The organism is Neobacillus sp. 114, from assembly GCF_030127045.1.
In the GTDB taxonomy this organism is placed as follows: Bacteria; Bacillota; Bacilli; order Bacillales; family Cytobacillaceae; genus Neobacillus; species Neobacillus rhizophilus.
In genome coordinates, this window is the sequence record NZ_CP126144.1 from 3,230,162 (window position 1) to 3,249,520 (window position 19,359).

General features: G+C 42.7%; 19 protein-coding genes and 1 pseudogene. 5 read left to right on the forward strand and 15 right to left on the reverse strand.

Going from position 1 to position 19,359, the window contains the following annotated elements:
• Positions 1-13 precede the first annotated feature (13 nt).
• Genes QNN06_RS15740 through QNN06_RS15750 form a run of 3 tightly spaced genes read left to right on the forward strand, consistent with a single transcriptional unit; the run spans position 14 to position 2,543 of the window.
• The gene (locus QNN06_RS15740) at positions 14-1,141 is read left to right on the forward strand and encodes a GerAB/ArcD/ProY family transporter (protein ID WP_284035395.1); all 1,128 of its coding nucleotides are present in this window, start codon (positions 14-16) and stop codon (positions 1,139-1,141) included.
• Positions 1,119-2,285 carry a Ger(x)C family spore germination protein gene (locus QNN06_RS15745; RefSeq protein ID WP_284035396.1) on the forward strand — a complete coding sequence of 389 codons (1,167 nt, stop codon included), beginning with the start codon at positions 1,119-1,121 and terminating at the stop codon, positions 2,283-2,285. Before QNN06_RS15740 ends, QNN06_RS15745 begins: the two co-directional genes overlap by 23 nt.
• Positions 2,286-2,315: 30 nt before the next feature.
• Entirely contained in the window at positions 2,316-2,543 is a 228-nt protein-coding gene (locus QNN06_RS15750; protein ID WP_213115463.1) for a hypothetical protein, read from the forward strand.
• Between the two features lie 218 nt (positions 2,544-2,761).
• Here the strand turns inward: QNN06_RS15750 and QNN06_RS15755 are convergent, their stop codons facing one another.
• The 3 genes from QNN06_RS15755 to QNN06_RS15765 form a co-directional block, all read right to left on the reverse strand.
• Complete coding sequence (locus QNN06_RS15755) at positions 2,762-3,712, reverse strand: ribose-phosphate diphosphokinase (protein ID WP_284035397.1); 951 nt, start codon at positions 3,710-3,712, stop codon at positions 2,762-2,764.
• 104 nt (positions 3,713-3,816) lie between these two features.
• Positions 3,817-4,023, reverse strand: coding sequence for a hypothetical protein (locus QNN06_RS15760; RefSeq protein ID WP_213115462.1), 207 nt, complete (start codon positions 4,021-4,023; stop codon positions 3,817-3,819).
• A gap of 116 nt (positions 4,024-4,139) precedes the next feature.
• Positions 4,140-4,487: a hypothetical protein gene (locus QNN06_RS15765; protein ID WP_284035398.1), complete on the reverse strand. Its 348-nt coding sequence runs from the start codon at positions 4,485-4,487 to the stop codon at positions 4,140-4,142.
• 167 nt (positions 4,488-4,654) lie between these two features.
• On the opposite strand from QNN06_RS15765, the gene QNN06_RS15770 reads away from it, so the two are divergent.
• Positions 4,655-5,482, forward strand: a complete 828-nt coding sequence (locus QNN06_RS15770) for a GNAT family N-acetyltransferase (RefSeq protein WP_284035399.1) — start codon at positions 4,655-4,657, stop codon at positions 5,480-5,482.
• Between the two features lie 46 nt (positions 5,483-5,528).
• Here QNN06_RS15770 and QNN06_RS15775 read toward each other — a convergent pair whose 3' ends face one another.
• Positions 5,529-6,338 carry an RQC domain-containing protein gene (locus QNN06_RS15775; protein ID WP_217037342.1) on the reverse strand — a complete coding sequence of 270 codons (810 nt, stop codon included), beginning with the start codon at positions 6,336-6,338 and terminating at the stop codon, positions 5,529-5,531.
• 142 nt (positions 6,339-6,480) lie between these two features.
• Between QNN06_RS15775 and QNN06_RS15780 the strand changes: the two genes are divergently transcribed.
• Positions 6,481-6,909 (forward strand): PH domain-containing protein, encoded by a 429-nt coding sequence (locus QNN06_RS15780; protein ID WP_217037341.1) that lies wholly within the window; start codon positions 6,481-6,483, stop codon positions 6,907-6,909.
• Positions 6,910-7,448: 539 nt separating this feature from the next.
• Here QNN06_RS15780 and QNN06_RS15785 read toward each other — a convergent pair.
• The 11 genes and pseudogenes from QNN06_RS15785 to QNN06_RS15835 form a co-directional block, all read right to left on the reverse strand.
• Positions 7,449-8,336: pseudogene (locus tag QNN06_RS15785) on the reverse strand (NAD(P)-dependent oxidoreductase).
• Between the two features lie 2 nt (positions 8,337-8,338).
• Positions 8,339-9,112, reverse strand: a complete 774-nt coding sequence (locus QNN06_RS15790) for a hydroxypyruvate isomerase family protein (RefSeq protein WP_284035400.1) — start codon at positions 9,110-9,112, stop codon at positions 8,339-8,341.
• A 160-nt stretch (positions 9,113-9,272) separates the two neighbouring features.
• Positions 9,273-10,055 (reverse strand): enoyl-CoA hydratase/isomerase family protein, encoded by a 783-nt coding sequence (locus tag QNN06_RS15795; protein WP_284035401.1) that lies wholly within the window; start codon positions 10,053-10,055, stop codon positions 9,273-9,275.
• 15 nt (positions 10,056-10,070) lie between these two features.
• Entirely contained in the window at positions 10,071-10,916 is an 846-nt protein-coding gene (locus QNN06_RS15800; protein WP_284035402.1) for a 3-hydroxyacyl-CoA dehydrogenase family protein, read from the reverse strand.
• Between the two features lie 71 nt (positions 10,917-10,987).
• Positions 10,988-11,965, reverse strand: coding sequence for an electron transfer flavoprotein subunit alpha/FixB family protein (locus tag QNN06_RS15805; RefSeq protein WP_284035403.1), 978 nt, complete (start codon positions 11,963-11,965; stop codon positions 10,988-10,990).
• A gap of 14 nt (positions 11,966-11,979) precedes the next feature.
• The gene (locus QNN06_RS15810; RefSeq protein ID WP_284035404.1) at positions 11,980-12,753 is read right to left on the reverse strand and encodes an electron transfer flavoprotein subunit beta/FixA family protein; all 774 of its coding nucleotides are present in this window, start codon (positions 12,751-12,753) and stop codon (positions 11,980-11,982) included.
• 16 nt (positions 12,754-12,769) lie between these two features.
• The gene (locus tag QNN06_RS15815) at positions 12,770-13,648 is read right to left on the reverse strand and encodes a 3-hydroxyacyl-CoA dehydrogenase family protein (protein ID WP_249366375.1); all 879 of its coding nucleotides are present in this window, start codon (positions 13,646-13,648) and stop codon (positions 12,770-12,772) included.
• The gene (locus QNN06_RS15820) at positions 13,638-15,260 is read right to left on the reverse strand and encodes a long-chain-fatty-acid--CoA ligase (protein WP_254124861.1); all 1,623 of its coding nucleotides are present in this window, start codon (positions 15,258-15,260) and stop codon (positions 13,638-13,640) included. The genes QNN06_RS15815 and QNN06_RS15820 overlap by 11 nt, the downstream gene beginning before the upstream one ends.
• A gap of 255 nt (positions 15,261-15,515) precedes the next feature.
• On the reverse strand, positions 15,516-16,286 hold the full coding sequence (locus QNN06_RS15825) for an SDR family oxidoreductase (RefSeq protein ID WP_217037335.1): 771 nt from the start codon (positions 16,284-16,286) through the stop codon (positions 15,516-15,518).
• 14 nt (positions 16,287-16,300) lie between these two features.
• Positions 16,301-17,449, reverse strand: coding sequence for an acyl-CoA dehydrogenase family protein (locus QNN06_RS15830; RefSeq protein ID WP_217037334.1), 1,149 nt, complete (start codon positions 17,447-17,449; stop codon positions 16,301-16,303).
• Positions 17,450-17,675: 226 nt separating this feature from the next.
• The gene (locus QNN06_RS15835) at positions 17,676-19,340 is read right to left on the reverse strand and encodes a sigma-54 interaction domain-containing protein (RefSeq protein ID WP_284035405.1); all 1,665 of its coding nucleotides are present in this window, start codon (positions 19,338-19,340) and stop codon (positions 17,676-17,678) included.
• Positions 19,341-19,359 lie beyond the last annotated feature (19 nt).

Below are 19,359 nucleotides of genomic sequence, written 5' to 3' on the forward strand. Positions count from 1 at the left end.
GAGCTGACTTACCATGCTGGAACAAGGTAAAATTTCGCCAGTTCAAATGGCCTTGCTAATGATCCCGGCCATAATTGCAACTGTGCTTCTGTTGGTGCCGTCGATAACCGCCAAACATGCCCATCATGACTTATGGCTGTCACCAATCTGGGCATCAGTAACCGGTTTTTTCGTTGTGTTTTTATCGTATAAATTGAATAAACTTTTTCCAAAACAAACCATTATTGAATATAGCGAACATGCTCTAGGAAAAATACTCGGAAAATTGGTTGGGGGCATTTTTCTATTTTTCTATTTTCATGCAACCGGGATAATGGTGCGGGAATACGGCGAGTTTGTCTCCGGGGCGGCCCTGTTCCATACCCCAATGGCGGTTATAATCGGAACCATGGTTCTTGTTTGTTCCTTTGCGGTTCTTGGCGGCCTGGAAGTGATGGGTAGAGCTTCGGAAATCATCGTTCCTGTCGTGATTCTTCTCTACATCTTGCTTTTCATTCTGCTCATCAAAGATTTGGAAGTGAAAAATCTGTTTCCCATTATGGAAAAAGGGTTTAGGCCTTCGTTAATGGGGTCGATTGTCCCGCAAAGCTGGTACAGTGAGTTCATCCTCGTCTCTTTTTTATTGCCTTATGTGACAAATCAGAAAAAAGGGTTTAAATGGGGATTGATAGCGGTTTTCATCGTCTTGTTTCTAATGGTTCTTACCAATATCATGACTCTCTTAATATTTGGAAATTTGACTTCTTCCCTTACCTACCCTGTGATGGTGGCAGCCCGTTACATTAGTATCGCTGATTTCTTGGAACATTTGGAATCGATTGTCATGGCGATATGGATTGCCGGGACATTTATCAAAATTACAGTATTTTATTATGTACTTGCTCTAGGCACCGCTCAGTGGCTTAAGCTTTCAGATTACCGCCCAATCGTGCTGCCGATTGGTTTCTTAATTCTCTTACAAGGGCTCTGGGCAGCGCGGGATCTTCAGGAACTATCCCATTTTCTTGCAACATCAGGGACAATTTATATTTTATCCATACAAGTGGTGATTCCTTTTATATTGCTCCTTTGTGCATCCATTCGAAAAAAGCTTGGCCAGCGGAAAGGAAACAAACAGAATGAAACTCCGGTCAATCATTGAAAATGGACTGCTCCGTTTTTTCCTTATAAGTTCGGTCATTTCCCTTTCTGGCTGCTGGGACAGGAATGAAGTAAATGATTTGGCCTTAATTACAGCTGCAGGTTTTGACATGGTTTCAGACGAAAAGATTGAGTTGAGTGTACTTGTCTTTATCCCAAAAGGCGGCGGCAGTAGTGATCAAGCGATGGAGAGCGGCAATGGCGGAGCGAGTCAAACACTGGTAAGATCGGCTGAGGGGAAAACTGTTGCAGATGCGATGGCCAAACTTCAGGAGAAACTGCCCCGGAAAATCTTTTGGGGCCACACTGATGTTTTTATCTTAGATGAGGAGCTTGCCAAAAAAGGCATTGCCGGACACGTTGACTTTATCATGAGGCATCCAACGCTTCGGGAACGCGGGCAAATTTTTGTCAGCAGCCAAAAGGCTAAAAAGATACTAAAACTTATGCCCCCGCTCGAACGTGATTTGTCCGAGGTTTTGAAGGAACTAAGCCAGCATAAGTTGGGATTAAACATTACCACCAAAAAATTGGCGCAAATGCTGATCGGGGATTCAGGCGATTGTGCTCTGCCTTGGATTACCATCCTCCCCCCTGAAAATAAGGAAAAGCCTAAACAGACGATTGCTTATATTACCGGAACCGCCATTTTCAAAAAAGATAAAATGATTGGAATTATTGACGATTCCGTTACAAGGGGAGTGCTTTGGCTCAGAAATGAGATTCTGTTAGGTGTAATCACGATTAAGCCGCCTAAAACAGACGGTTATATCTCAGTAAATGTGTTGCAAGCACAATCAAAGCTGGTACCGAAAATACAGAATGGCAAATGGATTATCACTCTTAAATCAGTATCCGCCAGTGATATCGTCCAAAATACAACAAAATTAGATGTTTCGAATCCCGTTGTTCTGAAATCTCTCGAACCACTGTTAGCAAAAGAGATTGAAAAAAGAATTAAAAAGGCAAGGAATCAAGTGCAAGAGGAGATGAAAGCCGATATTTTTGGATTTGCTGAAGCCTTTCACCGTAAATATCCAGATGTATGGAATAAGAAAAAAAATCGTTGGAATGAAATCTATCCTAATGTTGAATTAAAATTTGATACAAAATGCCATATTCGCAGGCAGGGCCTAACTTCTTAACACACTTACAGGAGAACAAGAGGTGAAATCATGAAATGGGGTCTGGTGATAGCCAGTTTAATCATTGCCATGTCCATGTTTCTTTATCAATGGCCAAAACTAAAAAAGCAGCAAAAGAAAGAAAAAGCAGCATTTCTATCACTAACCTTCCTTGGATTGTTTCTTTCTGTTTTACTTATTTTTTTTCCGGAAATGCCAGGCCCTACTCAAATGATTGACTGGATTTACAAGCCACTAGGAAGGTTGATTGAAAAATAAAAACCTTTTGCGACAGTTGAAGTGGGTTATCCGACAGTAAGAGGGAGCTATGCGACAGTTGACGCGGGTTATCCGACAGTAAGAGGGAGCTATGCGACAGTTGACGCGGTTTAACCGACAGTTGGAGGGTCCAATCCAAACAGTAAGTTTTTTTTAATCCCCCAAAAATGAACAAGCCACCCTAGACAATGGCCGTGGGTGGCTTGTTTCGTAATACCTTATTCAAATAAAGGGCTGACTGCTTTTTTATTATGAACCCGATCAATACATTCAACTAGTAATGGAGCAACGGATAATATTGTCATTTTACCGCTTCTCTTTTCTTCCGGAATGGAAATCGTATTGGTGACCACTAATTCTTTAATCGACGATGATTCGATTCTGCTAATAGCTGGACCCGAGAGTACCGGGTGCGTGCAGCAGGCATATACGGCTTTTGCCCCTTTTTCCATCAAGGCATTTGCACCTGTTGTAATGGTCCCTGCTGTGTCAATTAAATCATCAACTATGATTGCATTTTTACCCTGGATATTTCCGATGATATTCATGATATCAGACTCATCGTGTTCAGGGCGGCGCCGGTCAATCAAGGCAATCGGCGCATTTAACCGGCTGGCCATTTTTCTCGCTCTGACCACCCCGCCGTTATGCGGTGCAACCACAACGATATCCTCTAATCCTTTTTCTTCAAAATACTTTGAAAGAATCGGAATCCCCGTTAAATGTTCTACCGGTATATCAAAAAAACCTTGAACCTGCGGGGAATGGAAATCCATTGTAATAATCCTGCTGGCACCAGCGGAAACCAAAAGATTCGCGATAAGTTTTGCTGTAATCGGTTCCCGCGACCTTGCTTTCCTGTCTTGGCGGGCATAGCTGTAATATGGCACAACAATGTTAATTACTTTTGCAGAAGCTCGTTTCAAGGCATCAATCATGATAAGAAGCTCCATTATATGTACATTCGTTGGATGTGAAGTGGATTGGACTAGGAAGACTTCACTTCCGCGAACACTTTCTTCTATGCTAATTTGAATTTCACCATCGCTAAATTGCTTCACGGAGCTTTGGCCTAACGTATAGCCTAAAAGTTCAGCCATTTCTTCTGCAAGCTTGCGGTTTGAATTTAAGGTAAACATTTTGAATTTTTTATTTAGTTGATAAGGCACCTTATTTCCTCCAAAAAATACTTTTTAAATTATTATAACATTCAATTTGGAAAAGGATTAAATTTTGCATAAAAAAAAGCACCCTTGAAAGGATGCACCCATTGTTATTTTTCAATTACCTCCACGGAGGAAATCCGTGTTGGATTGATGACAATTTTTTCGTCTCTGTCTAAATATACAAGCGTGTTATGCAAAGTTCTTTCACCATTTGCTGAATCAGTATAAAAAGTTCGAGTGAAGTCTTTTAATGAATAATCCTTTTCGCTAATGACATATTCTTTCCCAGAATCCATGACGACTTTAATTTTCATTTTCCCCACTCCTAACTTATGCTGTTACTATTCATAATTCGATGTTGGAGGGTGAAAATCCTTTTAAAAAGCTATTCTATTTTTGAAATTATTGAAAACAACTCTTTATGAGGCTTCTATTTGCTGAATGATAAGCTGAGATTTTTTAGCGAATAGAGTCTCCCTGAAAAAATAAATAAATCATCGTAGTTAATTTTTACGTATTCTTCAATAATGCCGAGCCCTTCCTGAAAACGGTCAATTAAATAATGAGTGTATTTTTCATCCCACGAATATCGATTAATTCTGATTAGTTCGTCAGCAATGATTTGATACTGAAACTCCTCCATGATTAGTTTAATTTGATACACCTTATCCGCTTTTACATAAACACTATTTTTATTTCCATGGGTCTTATGGACAAATTTAATAAAGTTATTTATATTTTCTGCGAGCATGATCGCTTTTTGCATCTCGAATTGCATGTTTCCATCTCCTCAACAAAATGCATTCCTACGAAGAGTGTATGATGTGTGCAATTTCTATATAACATGTCGACAAGTGGCAATGTGTTTTAACTGTGTTTAAGAAGGAGGAATACCTAAGTATAAAAACGAATAGGTATAGTGGATTATGAATAGAGGTGAAAGAGATGCTAACACAGGAACAATTAAAGGAAATTAAAGCTCTACAAGAGATTTGTGAAAAAGAAGGTGGATTCCACCTAAAGCTTAATGATGACATGCTCGAAAACCGTAGCGCAATCCACCAGGAAGACTTCTTTCGTTACGAAGATGGCAAGCTCGTCGCTTTCCTAGGAAGCTATGGATTTGGAAATAAAGTGGAGCTTTGCGGGATGGTGCATCCTGATTATCGTAGAAAAGGGATTTTTTCGGAACTGCTGGAAATGGAACTTATCGAGGCAAAAAAACACGGTGCGAGCACGATTTTGTTAAATGCTCCAACAGAGTCTCAATCAGCTAAGGATTTTTTGAAAAATATCCCCTGCACGTTTGCGGTGGCGGAGTATCAGATGAAATGGGAAGTTACTGAGTTATCCGATGATCCTTCAGTAACGGTGAGACCTTCTTTTTCTAAGGAAGATTGGGAAGCAGAAATACAGTTGGAAATCTCATGCTTTGGGTTTAGCGAAAAAGAAGCGCGGGAATTTCAACAGACAATCTCAGAAAATAGTAGCGATCAAAGGCTTATCGTTGAGGCGGATGGAAAAACGGCTGGGAAAATGCGCGTATCCGATTCGAATGGCGAAGCGTGGATCTATGGTTTTGCGGTTTTCCCTGAACTGCAGGGAAAAGGAATTGGCCGTCGTGCTTTATCAAGGGTCGTCAAAATGGAACATCAGAAAGGCTTGCCGATTTTTCTCGAAGTCGAAGCTAAGAACGCCCATGCACTGGGGCTCTATGAATCTTGCGGGTTTAGGAGTTATCATTCGCAGGATTATTATCTATACCAAAATTAGAATGAAAAACTGCCAGGATATGTTTCGTATCCTGGCAGCTAATTCACTATTCAATAAATCGGGCCACGTCACTACCACAGCTTTTACATTTTCCTTCCAATACGATTCCAGGTGATGATTCCTTTACGGTATAATTTACAATCTGAACTACATCACAACAATCACTGCACCAAACATTTCGTTCCAGGTCTTTGCGAATTTTCACCGGAATAGAAAGCCACTTTTTATTAGCGGAAAAAGAAAGCACCTCTTCTTCACTTGCTGTTTCTTCTAGGTTCTCTCCCTCTTTTTCCAAAACATCGATTACCTCTTGAATTTTAGCGCTGACTCTTTTGTATTCTATTGTTTTCCAAGCATCTAGAATTGTTTTTAACCCGCGATTTCCGGTGGCAGCTATTTTATCTAGTAATAAAAGAATCATGGAACGGTTCCTGTCTTTGAGGGTTTCAACAAATTCATAGGTTTGATTTTCGGCTGCTTCGATTAATTTATTCAATAATTCTTCAGCATAGGTCTCCTGCTCAATTTCCCAGCCTTTTTCCGTAAAGACGAGCATCGGAAGCCGATTATCATATTCAATGTTTAGATATTGATGAAGAATCATCCAGTCTATTTTTGCAAGAATGTCCTTTTGAGAAACCCCTTTAAATGCCCCGTACACAGGACTGTAGTCCAATTTCAGCTCTAGCACCTTTTTGTCTTTTGACCCGGCTAAAATTTTTGCAAGCAGAGCACGGCCTCCGCTCATGATCAAATCATCAGCTCCACGCAAAATGGTTTTTATCTCATCGTCTGGTAAAGACTTTATCCCATTTGCATCAAGCTCCACACTCACTCTGTTAATTTTTTTACCCATCGATCTCCCTCATTTTACTTTTTAGAATAATATATCATTATTGCCTTAGGACTGGATATTTAACAATTAAAGAACTTTAGGAAACCTTTTATTAAAGTTAATCGTATTAAATATAAAGAACCTGATATTGGTGGTGTTTTTTATGAAATATTCTTCAAAGAAGGATTGGTGGCTAACAGTTATTGTTTTTGGGGGCATGATATTTGCAATTGGGAGCAGCGGATCGGCGGTTTTTGAAGACACTCTGAATGTTGGAGAAACAATAGTTGCGCTCCTAGTCCCGATTCTTTTATCCATTTTTATATTGTGGCTGTGGCTGACTACTTACTATGTTATTGATGATAAAAACTTAATTGTCAGGTATGGGCCGTTTAAGAAAATTATTCCGTTTTATTCAATAAAATCTGTCAAGAAAACGATGAATCCCTTATCTAGCCCGGCGTTGTCTTTAAAAAGACTTGAGATTACGTACGGTCAATATGATACTGTTCTCATTTCACCTAAGGACAGGGATGAGTTTATGGACGTTCTCGCAAATCACTGTCCTCATGCAAAGATAATAAAGTCGTAGTAAGTGCCAGATGGCCACTAAATGGTGGTATCTGGCACTTTTTTGACTGATATCATCGTTTCTAGAAACACACGGATAATATACGATACTATTTTTACCATTTTGTGGGTTACCAGACACTCTTTCGGGCAAAATAGAGTTTCTATTTTTACCGTTCACAGGTTTCCGGGGCTCACTCGGGTAATATAGAACCTCTATTTTTACCGTCCAAAGATTTCCGAGGCTCACACGGGTAAAATAGGATCCCTTATTTTTACCGTTCCCGAGTTTACGGGTATCACATGGGCAATATAGAACCTCTATTTTTACCGTCCGAAGATTTCCGGGGCTCACACGGGTAAAATAGGATCCCTTATTTTTACCGTTCCCGAGTTTACGGGTATCACGTGGGCAAAATAGGGCCTCTATTTTTACCGTCCACAGGTTTCCGGGGCTCACGCAGGTAAAATAGAACCTCTATTTTTACCGTCGAAACTATCCAGGCATCCCAACGGGTAAAATACTAACCTAATAATATCTATTTTTCTACGTTCATTACACTAACTGTTTTTCTTTACCACAACCCCGCATTGTTCCTCCAACGGCAGAATAACCGCCGACATATCCAAATCGCCTAAACCTTGCTCGGTTGAAAAACGATAGGCCTCCTCAGCCAATTGACCCGTAAATTCCCTCAACCCTGCCTCTTGTAAAAGCTGATTGGCCAAGCGGACATCCTTATGAACATATTTCACTGCACCGCCGGGCTCGAATTGACGATCGAAGACATATTCCTCCATATGTCTGCGTAAAATTCGGCTGTCCCCATAGCTCGTCGAGAGGATTTTGTATAGTTGCTCAGGAGCAAGGCCAAATTTAGACCCGGTTACCATCACTTCAGAAACTGCCAGCGAATGGACCGCAACTAGATATTGGTTCATGAGCTTAGCAATGCTGCCAGAGCCCGACGGTCCAAGATATTCAATCGTTCCCCCGACAACTTCTAATATCTTAAAAACTTTTTCAAACGCAGTCTATTTCCCTCCGACCATTATGGTTAAAGAACCGCTTTCCGCTCCCTCAGGCCCGCCGCTTACAGGGCAATCAAGATAATCAATTCCCTTTTCAATAGCTTGCGAGCATATGGTTTTGCTAGTGTCTGCTCCGACCGAAGTAAAATCAATACAAATAGTGCCGGGCCGGGCATTTTCAAGTATTCCAGCTTGATAAACTTCCAAAACGTCTCCAGGCATAGATAAACATGTACAAATAACTTCACAGTTTTGAGCCAGCAACGCAATGGATTCTTCATGAGTGGCGCCATGCTCCACCAGCGCTTTTACTTTCTCCTTAGTGCGGTTATAGACACTTACTTGATACCCATGATCTAAGAGTCTTTTTACCATCCTTGAACCCATTACACCAATACCGATAAATCCTATTTTCATGTTTATTTTCCTCCTGCCCTAAGCCATTCGAAACTATCTTGGCTTTTCCCTAAAGGGGTATATTCCAGCCCAATATACCCTTGATATGTATCATTTAAATATTGAAAAATACTTTGATAATCCATTTCCCCAGCTCCAGGCTGATTCCGCCCCGGAACATCGGCAATTTGAATATGCCCTACTACATCAGCATATTGTTGAAAAAATGCGAGTGGGTTTCCATGGATTCTTTGAATATGGTAAAAATCAAATTGAATCTTTATATTTTGCAGCCCCAATGTACCCAGAATTTCCTTAGCTTGTCGAATATCACTTAAAAAATAACCCGGCATATCGAATTGGTTGATTGGTTCTAACAAAATCGTAAGGCCATGCTTCGCCATTTCCGTTCCGGCATAATGAAGGTTCTCCAAATAGATGTCCTTCGCTGTTTCACAATCGTCCTTAGAAACGATACCGGCCATACAATGAATTCTTGGAACGTTCAAGGCAGTTGCGTACTTGATTCCTTCCATAACTGAGGTTTTAAACTCGTCTACTCGATTAGGGTCAACCCCAAGGCCCCGGTCACCCTTTTCCCAATTACCCGGAGGCAAATTCAATAGCACCATCGATAAATCATTTCGAACTAGTTCCCGCTGTATTTCATCTATCGAATAATTATACGGAAATTGACACTCTACATAGGAAAATCCACACTCCTGGGCTTTCTTAAACCGCTCTAAAAAAGGAACTTCAGTAAAAATAGTTGTGAGATTAACGGCAAATTTGTTCATCTATAACTCCATCAATAAAATTTTTTAGAAAAGCACTAAATAAAAGATTCGACTATAATTTTCATTTTTCCTTGCTACTTGCAAAAATTATAGCCAAAAAATCGACAAACAAAATGCCTGGCATCGTCCATAAACTGGATGATACCAGGCACTTGTTACTTTATTTAGATGCGAATTCCGGCTTTCTTTTTTCTAAAAAGGCAGATGTTCCTTCGTTTTTGTCTTCTGTAGAAAACAGGACAGCTTGGGCAAGTTTTTCAACAAGCAGGCCCGTTCTTTGATCTGTTTCAAATCCGGTTAGTACGGCGAGCTTTGCCAACTTGACGGCCAGCGGTCCTTTCGCGAGGATTTTATCCGCCACTTCCTCAGTTTTTGCTACAAGCTCTTCCGGTGCTACTACTTCAGAGACCAATCCAATACGGTACGCTTCTTCCCCGTCAATCATTTTACCGGTCAGAATCATCTCAAGGGCTTTCCCTTTGCCAACCACGCGAGCCAGGCGCTGGGTACCTCCAGCAGAAGGAATGATAGCAAGATTCAGTTCCGGCAGACCAAACTTGGCATTCGCGGACGCGACCCTAATATCACAAGCAAGCGCAAGCTCGCAGCCCCCGCCTAAAGCAAAGCCGTTTACCATCGCAATGGTTGGTTTATCATACATTTCAATCAGATCATATACCTCTTGCATTCCGCCCGGTTTGAAAACATCGAGAGCTGTCTTCAGTTTTAACTGGCTGATATCTGCTCCAGCAGCGAAGGATTTTTCGCCTTTTCCGGTAAAAACAACAACTCCTACTGAATCATCTCCCTTAAGTTCATTCAGGGCTGCAACAATTTCCTGCAAGGTTTCAAAGTTCAAAGCATTCCGAAGCTCAGGACGATTGATGACGATATAGGCAAGGCGCCCTTTTCGATTAATTTCAAGATTTTGATAGTTTTCCATCAATAACTCCCCCTATTAATTATAGTTATAAAACCCTTTTCCGTTTTTCTTCCCAAGCCGCCCTGCTTTTACATATTTTACAAGAATTGGACATGGGCGGTATTTCTCTCCAAGTGTTTTATGGAGGTATTCCATATTGCGGAGCCTTGTATCAAGGCCAACAAGGTCAGCAAGTGCAAGCGGACCCATTGGATGGTTAAGGCCTAATTTAATCGCTTTATCAATATCCTCGACCGTCCCGACACCTTCCATGACCATATTCATTGCTTCATTCCCAATCAGGCAGTTCATCCGACTGGTAGCAAAGCCGGGGAATTCATTGATTTTGACACATTCCTTTCCGAGCGCTTTTCCAAATTCAAAACTTCTTTCGATCGTCTCCTCGGATGTTTCCAATCCACAAACCACTTCAATCAACTTCATTCTCGGTACCGGGTTGAAGAAATGAAGAGCAAGACAGCGGTCCGGTCTCGATGTTTGCGCCGCAATTTCCGTTGGGCTCATCGTCGATGTATTGGTAGCCAAAATCGCAGAAGGCTTAACGATTTTATCCAGCTGCTTAAAGATTTCTATTTTTAAATCCATGATTTCCAAAACAGCTTCAATGACTATATCGGAATCCTTCGCAGCTTCTTCAAGCTGGGTGGAATAGCGGATTCTGCTTATGGCCGAATCCGCCGCTTCTCTATCAAGCTCGCCTTTTTCAACAGCTCGGTTAAATTGCTTTTCGATGTAGGATCGGCAGGTTTCCAGGGCCGTTTCACTTATATCTTGGACATAGGTTATAAAACCCGCTGCCGCACTAGTATAGGCAATTCCGCGTCCCATCGTACCTGAACCGATGACACTAACTATTTCCATCCTATTTACCCCTTTCATGCAGAAAGAGCCCCACTTACAAGGGGGCTTCTTTTCTATTAACCTTTTAAAACCTATGCTTTTACAAGCAGGTTTTTAATTTCTTCCGTTAGCATTGGCACCACTTCAAATAAGTCTCCGACAATTCCGTAATCGGCTACTTTAAAAATGTTGGCCTCCGGATCTTTATTGATGGCAACGACCACTTTGGAGTTGGACATTCCCGCAAGGTGCTGGATCGCCCCGGAGATACCGCAGGCAATGTAGAGGTCAGGCGTTACGACCTTACCTGTCTGGCCAATCTGAAGGGAATAATCACAGTATTCTGCATCACATGCACCGCGTGAAGCACCAACAGCACCGCCAAGGACATCAGCAAGTTCTTGAAGCGGCTTGAAGCCTTCTGCACTTTTCACACCACGGCCGCCAGAAATGATCACTTTTGCTTCTGTTAAGTCAACGCCCTGGATTGCTTTCTTCGCTACCTCACGGATGATGGTACGCAGATCCTTGATTTCTACTGAAACAGAGGATACCTCACCAGTGCGTGATGCATCTTTTTCAAGCGGTGCAATATTATTTGGACGGATGGAAGCAAAAATTAAACCGTCCGTGACAATTTTCTTTTCAAATGCTTTACCGGAATAGATTGGGCGGGTAAATACAACATTCCCTCCCGCTGCTTCAATCGCCACGGCATCGGAAATCAACCCGGAACCAAGCTTGCTGGCAACCTTTGGCGATAGGTCCTTACCAAGCGCCGTGTGGCCAAAAATTATCGCATCCGGCTGTTCCTGTTCCACGACAGCAAGGATTGCCTGGGAAAAGCCATCTGGAGTGTAGCTGGCAAGCTTAGGGTTTTCCACTACGACAGCCCGGTCTGCGCCATACTGAATCATCTCTGGTGCCAGGTTTCCAACGGATTCTCCAAGCAACACAGCAACTACTTCACCGCCTTCAGCAACGGTTTTCGCTGCGGCGATCCCTTCAAATGATACATTTCTTAATTCCCCATCACGGATTTCTCCAAGTACGATTACTTTTCTAGTCATATTCATGTCCCTCCTTAAATTACTTTTGCTTCCGTATGCAGCAGAGTTACTAATTCTTTAACCTGATTTTGAAGCTCTCCTTCAAGAACGCGGCCGGCTTCTTTTTTCGGCGGCAGATAAATTTCGATTGTTTTTGTTTTCGCTTCGACATCGTCTTCTTCTAAATCGAGGTCGTCAAGTTCCAATTCCTCAAGAGGCTTTTTCTTTGCTTTCATAATTCCAGGTAATGATGGATAGCGCGGTTCATTTAAACCCTGTTGTGCAGTTACCAAAAGAGGCAGAGATGTTTCAATAGTTTCAGAGCTACCTTCAACGTCCCGGACGATATTGACGTTCTGGCCGTCTACTTCAATTTTTGTAATGGTCGTTACATAAGGGATATCAAGCAGGTCAGCGACACGCGGTCCGACTTGTCCGCTTCCGCCATCAATCGCTACATTTCCAGCAAAAATCAGGTCCGCATCCTTATCCTTCAGGTATTCAGCCAAGATTTTTGCAGTTGTAAATTCGTCGCCTGTTTCAAGATCGTTCTCCGTATTGATTAGGACAGCTTTGTCTGCTCCCATTGCCAGCGCTGTGCGCAGCTGCTTTTCTGCATCCTCCCCGCCAACTGATACGACGGTTACTTCCCCGCCTTGATTGTCGCGGATTTGAATCGCTTCCTCTACACCGTACTCATCATATGGATTGATAATAAATTCAGCACCGTCCTCTTGGATGGATCCTTTTGAGACGACAATTTTTTCCTCGGTATCAAACGTTCTTTTTAACAACACATAAATATTCATGTTCATTTCCCTCCTATTAAACTTTTGCTGGGGCGGCATCGTACGAGTAAAATCCTTTGCCTGTTTTTCTTCCCAGTTCACCTTTTTCAACTTTTTCCTGAACAATCCTCGAAGGTTTGTCCCTCTCGTCACCGCTCTCCTGGTAACGCTGCATGCGGACGAGGTAATTGACATCAAGTCCGGTTAAATCCATTAGGGCAAATGGGCCAATTGGATGGTTGAGCGCTTTTTTGACAACTAGGTCGATATCTTCGTGGCTTGCAATCCCATTTTCAAGAAGGAACAATGCCTCGTCCATCAGCTTCCCTAAAATCCTGTTGGCGACAAAACCGGATATTTCTTTATTCAGCAAGACTGGAAGCTTATTGATAGACTTCACAAACTCCATTGCCGTTTCGGCCGTCTCGGCAGAAGTGTGCGGCCCACGGACCACTTCGACAAGCTCCATCACGAGCGCTGGATTGAAGAAATGGACATTACACACTTGATCCGGCCGGTCAGTTGCATCAGCAATTTTCGAACTAACGATCGTTGAGCTGTTGGTGGCAAGAATCGCGTGGGCTGGTGTGATTTTATCAAGCTTTGAAAATAGCTCTCTTTTAATCTCCAATTTTTCAACGATCGCTTCGATAACAAAATCGGCATCGCTTAGTTCTTCTAATGAAGTGGTGAACGCGATTCGGCTGAAGGCTGCTTCTACTGTTTCCGCGGTCAGCCTTCCTTTTGCCACCCTTTTTTGCATTTGTTCATCAAGAATTTGCCTTCCTTTTTCAAGGCTTTCTGCACTTACATCCTGGAGCGTGACGGTATAGCCGCCGAGCGCACACACCATGGCAATTTGTGCCCCCATGGTCCCGGCGCCAACGACGCCGACTTTCCTAATTTCAGCTGGCATGATTCTGCTCTCCTCTCTCTAGCTCTTCTTTGACTAGGAGCCTTTTTAATAGTTTCCCAACTGTGTTTCTCGGAAGCGCCTCGCGCACTTCAAACACTTTTGGAACTTTGTATGGCGTTAATTTTGAATAGCAATATCCCTTCAGTTCATCGAGATCGATTTCCCTCCCACTTTTAGTGACAATAAATGCTTTGACGATTTCCCCGTGCACTTCGTGGGGAATGCCAACAACGGCTGCTTCCTCGATATCTGGGTGTTCATAAAGGACACCCTCCACCTCTTGAGGATAAATATTGAATCCACCGACAATAATCATTTCTTTTTTGCGGCCGACGATGTAAAAATAGCCGTCATCATCCATCATCGCGAGGTCTCCCGTATGAAGCCATCCGTCCTGGAGTGCTGCACTTGTCTCTTCTTGGTTGTTCCAGTAACCTTTCATAATTTGCGGGCCTTTAATTAACAGCTCCCCAATACTTTTCGGACCAACCTCGTTGTTTTGTTCATCCACAATCATACAATCCGTATCAAGCAAGGGAATCCCAATACTTCCAACCTTCCGTATTCCAAAAGGCGGATTGCGGTGTGTGGTAGGCGATGCTTCCGACAACCCGAATCCTTCGGATATTTTTGCACCCGTTAGTCCCTCAAATCCTTTGAGCACTTCTACCGGCAGCGGCGCAGAACCGGATGAACAAAATTTCAAGCAGTTCAAGCTATAATCTTTGATTACTGGGTGGTTCACGAAAGAAATATACATTTTGGGTACACCTGGAAAAAATGTAGGTTGATATTGTTCAATTTTTTCCAGAACATGATTGATTTCAAATTTCCTGAACAACAAAATTTTGGCACCAATATAGATTCCGAGATTCATAGCACTTGTCATGGCGTACACGTGATACAAAGGGGTTGCAGCGAGAATGGTCTCCTCACCGCGAACCATGTTCTCCCCATACATATGAAGACTTTGAACCACATTGGCAACCAGGTTGTAATGGGTGAGCATGGCCCCTTTCATTTTCCCGGAAGTGCCACCGGTATATTGAATGACCGCAATATCTTCCCTGACGTCTATTTCCACAGGTGCATTGATTGGTTCTGAAAATGGAATTAGCAAATCCAGAGTTTTACACTCTTCTGAGTGCAAATCTTCAAATTGTGAGCCAATAATGTACCGAAACGGATAGACTTCGTTTACATCGAGAATGGTTTTTCTAGACTTTGGATCCCCTACAATATAGGATACCTGCGAGTCATTAACGATTTGCAATAGCTCTCTTGGCGTATACAATGGATTGATTTGCACGACCGTCAGCCCGAGTGCTTGTGCAGCATAATAACAAATAATATAATCTGGATGATTGGCAAGCATTAAGCCGATCCGCTCGCCTTTTTGGAAGCCCATCTCCAGCCAAGCGCCTGCCAGCCTGTCGACCTGATCCTTCAGGTCTTGAAAAGTGACATGTTCATCCTCGAAAATAATTGCTGTTTTATCCCTATATTTTTGTACGGATTCTTCCAGCATGCGGTAAAGCGGAATTTCCGGAATTTCGACACTGGCATTGTGTTCGTAATATTTTGCCCATGGCCGGTTGCTTAATCGTCGCAATAATGTTGCACCTCCTTTTGAAGCATTGAATTAAATATGGTTTCGGGCAATACTCTCGGATAAACAGCTTTTTCTATCGGATAGATTGGAAATACTCTCGGATAGGCCTTATTTACTCTCGTAAGGACTCAATTTTCTCTCGCAAGACGTTTTTACTCTCGATTAGGCAAGAAATACTCTCGCATAAGCTCGATTTTCTCTCGGATAAACTCGATTTACTCTCGCAAGACGTTTTTCAGGCTGAGAGGACGAGCCCTAAAGAGTACTTCCCCCATCCACAGCCAATACCTGCCCCGTTACAAAATCACTCGCCGGGCTGGCGAAGTAAAGCGCGGCTCCCATTAGGGCGTGGTCATCACCGATTCTGCCGAGCGGATTGTGCTTTTTGATTTCCTCTCCGCGTTCTGCCAGCACATGTTTCGTCATTTTGGATGGGAAGAATCCCGGTGCAATGGCATTGACATAAATTTGATGACGGGCCCATTTTCTAGCAAGGTCTTTTGTAAAATGATGAACGGCTGCCTTGCTCGTGCTGTAGCCAATGGCATTCAGCACTTCAGGCGGTTCCGCCTTGATGCCAGCGACCGATCCAATGTTAATAATTTTACCGGACCTACGCTCAATCATTTGTCTGCCGACTGCTTTTGTCACTAAAAACATCCCTGTCAGGTTCACGTTCATGACCTTTTCCCATGCTTCTAGCGGCATTTCTTCAACCGGTGCTCCCCATGTGGCTCCGCTGTTGTTGACAAGGATGTCAATTTGGCCAAAATCAGAGAGAATCTGGTTTACCAACTCGTTGACTTCGTTTTCATTTTGGATATTGCAAGAATAACCTTTTGCCTTGACACCATACTTTTCTTCTAAATACTGTGCTGTTTCCTCGCACTGGTCTAAATGCCGCGAACAGACGGCGATGTGGCAACCGGAGGAAGCGTAAGCCTCAGCGATTTGCCGGCCAAGGCCTCTTCCTCCGCCCGTGATAAAAGCAACCTTATTTTCGATATTAAACAATTCTTTTTGCATGCTCTTCCCCCATCTTAATTTTCTTCTAAGATTCTTCTTGCAATAATCAGACGCTGGATTTCGTTTGTACCTTCATAAATCTTTGTGATCCTAGCATCACGGTAGAAGCGTTCGACTGGATAGTCAGATACATACCCCATACCGCCATGTATTTGAACGGCTTTGTCGGCCACTCTGTTAAACACTTCAGAAGCAAATAATTTTGCCATCGATGCTTCCTTGATCACTCTCTTGCCTTCATCAATCATCATCGCCGCTTTTAAGGTAAGGGCTCTTGCTGCCTCTGTTTCGGTAGCCATATCAGCAAGCATCCACTGAATAGCTTGGTTTTCGGCAATTGGTTTTTTAAATTGGACTCTTTGCTTTGCATAGGAGGCGGATAACTCAATTAACTTGTCGCAGGAACCGACGGACCGTGCGGCCAACCCTACGCGGCCTTCGCCCAGGATTTTTAACGCGGACATATAGCCCATGCCGACTTCACCAATGACATTTTCTTCAGGAACTACGCAGTCTTCAAAAATTAATTGGGCCGTATAGGAACCGCGCAAGCCCATTTTTTTATCCTTCTTGCCTACAGTAAAGCCTGGAAAATTCTTTTCTACGAGGAAAGCAGTAATGCCGCCTTTGGCACCTTTTTCAGGGTCTGTTAATGCAAAAACTGTAAAGACATCAGCGACCGGTGCATTGGTTATGAAATGCTTTGTCCCGTTCAAAATCCAGTTACTGCCCTTTTTCTCGGCACGAGTTGCTAGATTAGTAGCATCTGACCCAGCTCCTGGTTCAGAAAGTGCGAATGCGGCAATTTTTCGGCCGGCGGCCATATCTGGAAGGTATTTTTGTTTCAGATAATCTGAAGCTAGCTTCACAAGTCCGGTCGAACCGATACCTGTGTGAGCACTGATTAAGCTAACAAAACCATTATGCGTACGGCCAAGTTGCTCCAGCACGACGGCCTTACCAACAGCATTGAGGCCGATGCCGCCGTATTCCTCTGGAATGCTGATCCCGAATAACCCTAAGTCTTTTGCCTGCTCAACCAAGTGCTGAGGAATGCGGTCTTCATCCTCAATCACCTGAGCGTATGGTTCAACTTCTTTTTCAACAAAGTTACGAACCATTTGTTTCATTTGTTCAATTTCTTGTGGAAGTGTCACTAACATATGTATTTCCTCCTCTTTTTAGTTTCTGAATAAAATAGATGCAAGAACCGTGCCAACATTGGAAACGCTTTAAAATAAATATTTTGAACCTTTTTATAATTTAAATGATTCATTTTTGAATTAAAGAAAGGGCCAAATTATAGTTAATTCCTGTGATTCATTTTTGAATTAAAAAATCAATTTTAAATCAAAAATAAAAACCACCCATAACAGGCGGTTTGGTAGATTAAAAATTCAAGTTGTATTTCTTTAATTTCCGCACGATGGTTGGCTGGCTGCTGTCCAGTGCTTCCGCTAATTCATAGGTGGTCCGATATTTTTTCAGTGCCAGTTTGAGAAGCTGCTCCTCCGCCATTTCCGCCGCCTGCTTCAAAGTCATCAATTCATTGATAGGAATGGCCTGCATTTCCGTTTTTCTATAATCGACTGGTAAATGATCAACGGTTAAGATTGATTCTTCTGTAACAAGGCACATTCTCTCAATCAAATTAGACAATTCACGGACATTCCCCGGCCAGCCATAATTATAAAAGAACTCTTTGAGACCCGAGGAGAGTTGTTTTTTCAAGGAATATTTGCTATTCATTACCTCCAGGAAATAATCGACGAGCGGCAGAATATCGGCCTTTCTATCGCTGAGCGGTGGAATGGAAATGGGAATCACATTCAAACGATAAAATAAGTCCTCGCGAAACTTCCCGTCCGCTACCATTTCCTTTAAATTTCTGTTGGTAGCAGCAATGATGCGCACATCCACTTTCTTAGGGACCGTTCCGCCGATCCGCTGCACTTCCCGCTCCTGGATGACCCTTAGCAGTTTCACCTGCAAGTGAAGCGGAAGCTCACCCACTTCATCCAGGAAAAGGACGCCATCATTGGCAAGCTCAAACATACCCGCCTTTCCTTTGCCACTCGCTCCAGTGAAGGCACCGGCCTCATAGCCAAACAATTCCGATTCGAGCAAATCCGGAGGAATGGCACCGCAATTGATTTTAATCATTTGGCCTCTCCGGCTTCGTTCACTATTGTCAAATATATAGCGGGCCAGGACATCTTTCCCTGTTCCTGTTTCACCAAGAATCAGCACGGTTGCATCGACATTGGCGATGCGCTCTGCTGTCTCATAAATTTTCTGCAACTGCTCACTCCGGATAACCACACCACTTTTTGTAAATGATTTGCCTTTCAGACGCTCAATTTCTTCTTTATAACTATGATTCAACTGATTTGCTTTTGTCAGTGCGGCCTGCAGGTCATTTAGCTCTGATAGGTCGCGGATATTGGTGACAATACTTTCGATTTCTCCATTTTCATCAAGAACAGGACTGCCGGTCAAAAGCACTTCCCTGCCTTTAAAATTTTGCTGGACTAAAGACACGCTTCGCTTTTTCTCTAGGACCTGATGGGTGACGGAATTTTTTAAAATTCCCCTTTTTATCAAGTCATCGACTTTTTTGCCAATATAATATTCCTTTGGAATCCCGGTCAGCCTTTCAATCGCCGAATTTGTTTTAACGGTAATGCCTTCTTTATTGGTAATATAAATCCCGTCATACATATTCTCAATAACCGCATTAAGCTCACGGTTTACTTTATTGGCTTCCTTTAGTTCCTTGATCAAGGAAGTCAGTTCAGTAGAAAAGGTGCCGATATAGCCGATATTCTCAGAATCAGGGAAAAGGCTTTTGATAAAAATCCAATCCTTACCCTCCAATGATGCATGAACAAGCTGCCCTCCCCTTAACTCTACCCAGGTATCAAAGACCTCCTGGATACATTTTCCTGAAAACGGAATGTGCTTTTTAAAAATTTCATTGCGATATAAGATGCGATTATCGGACGCAGTGATAAAAAACGGAAACGGAAGTTGGTCGATGATGACTGCCTCCATGAAATCACCTCAAAAAATT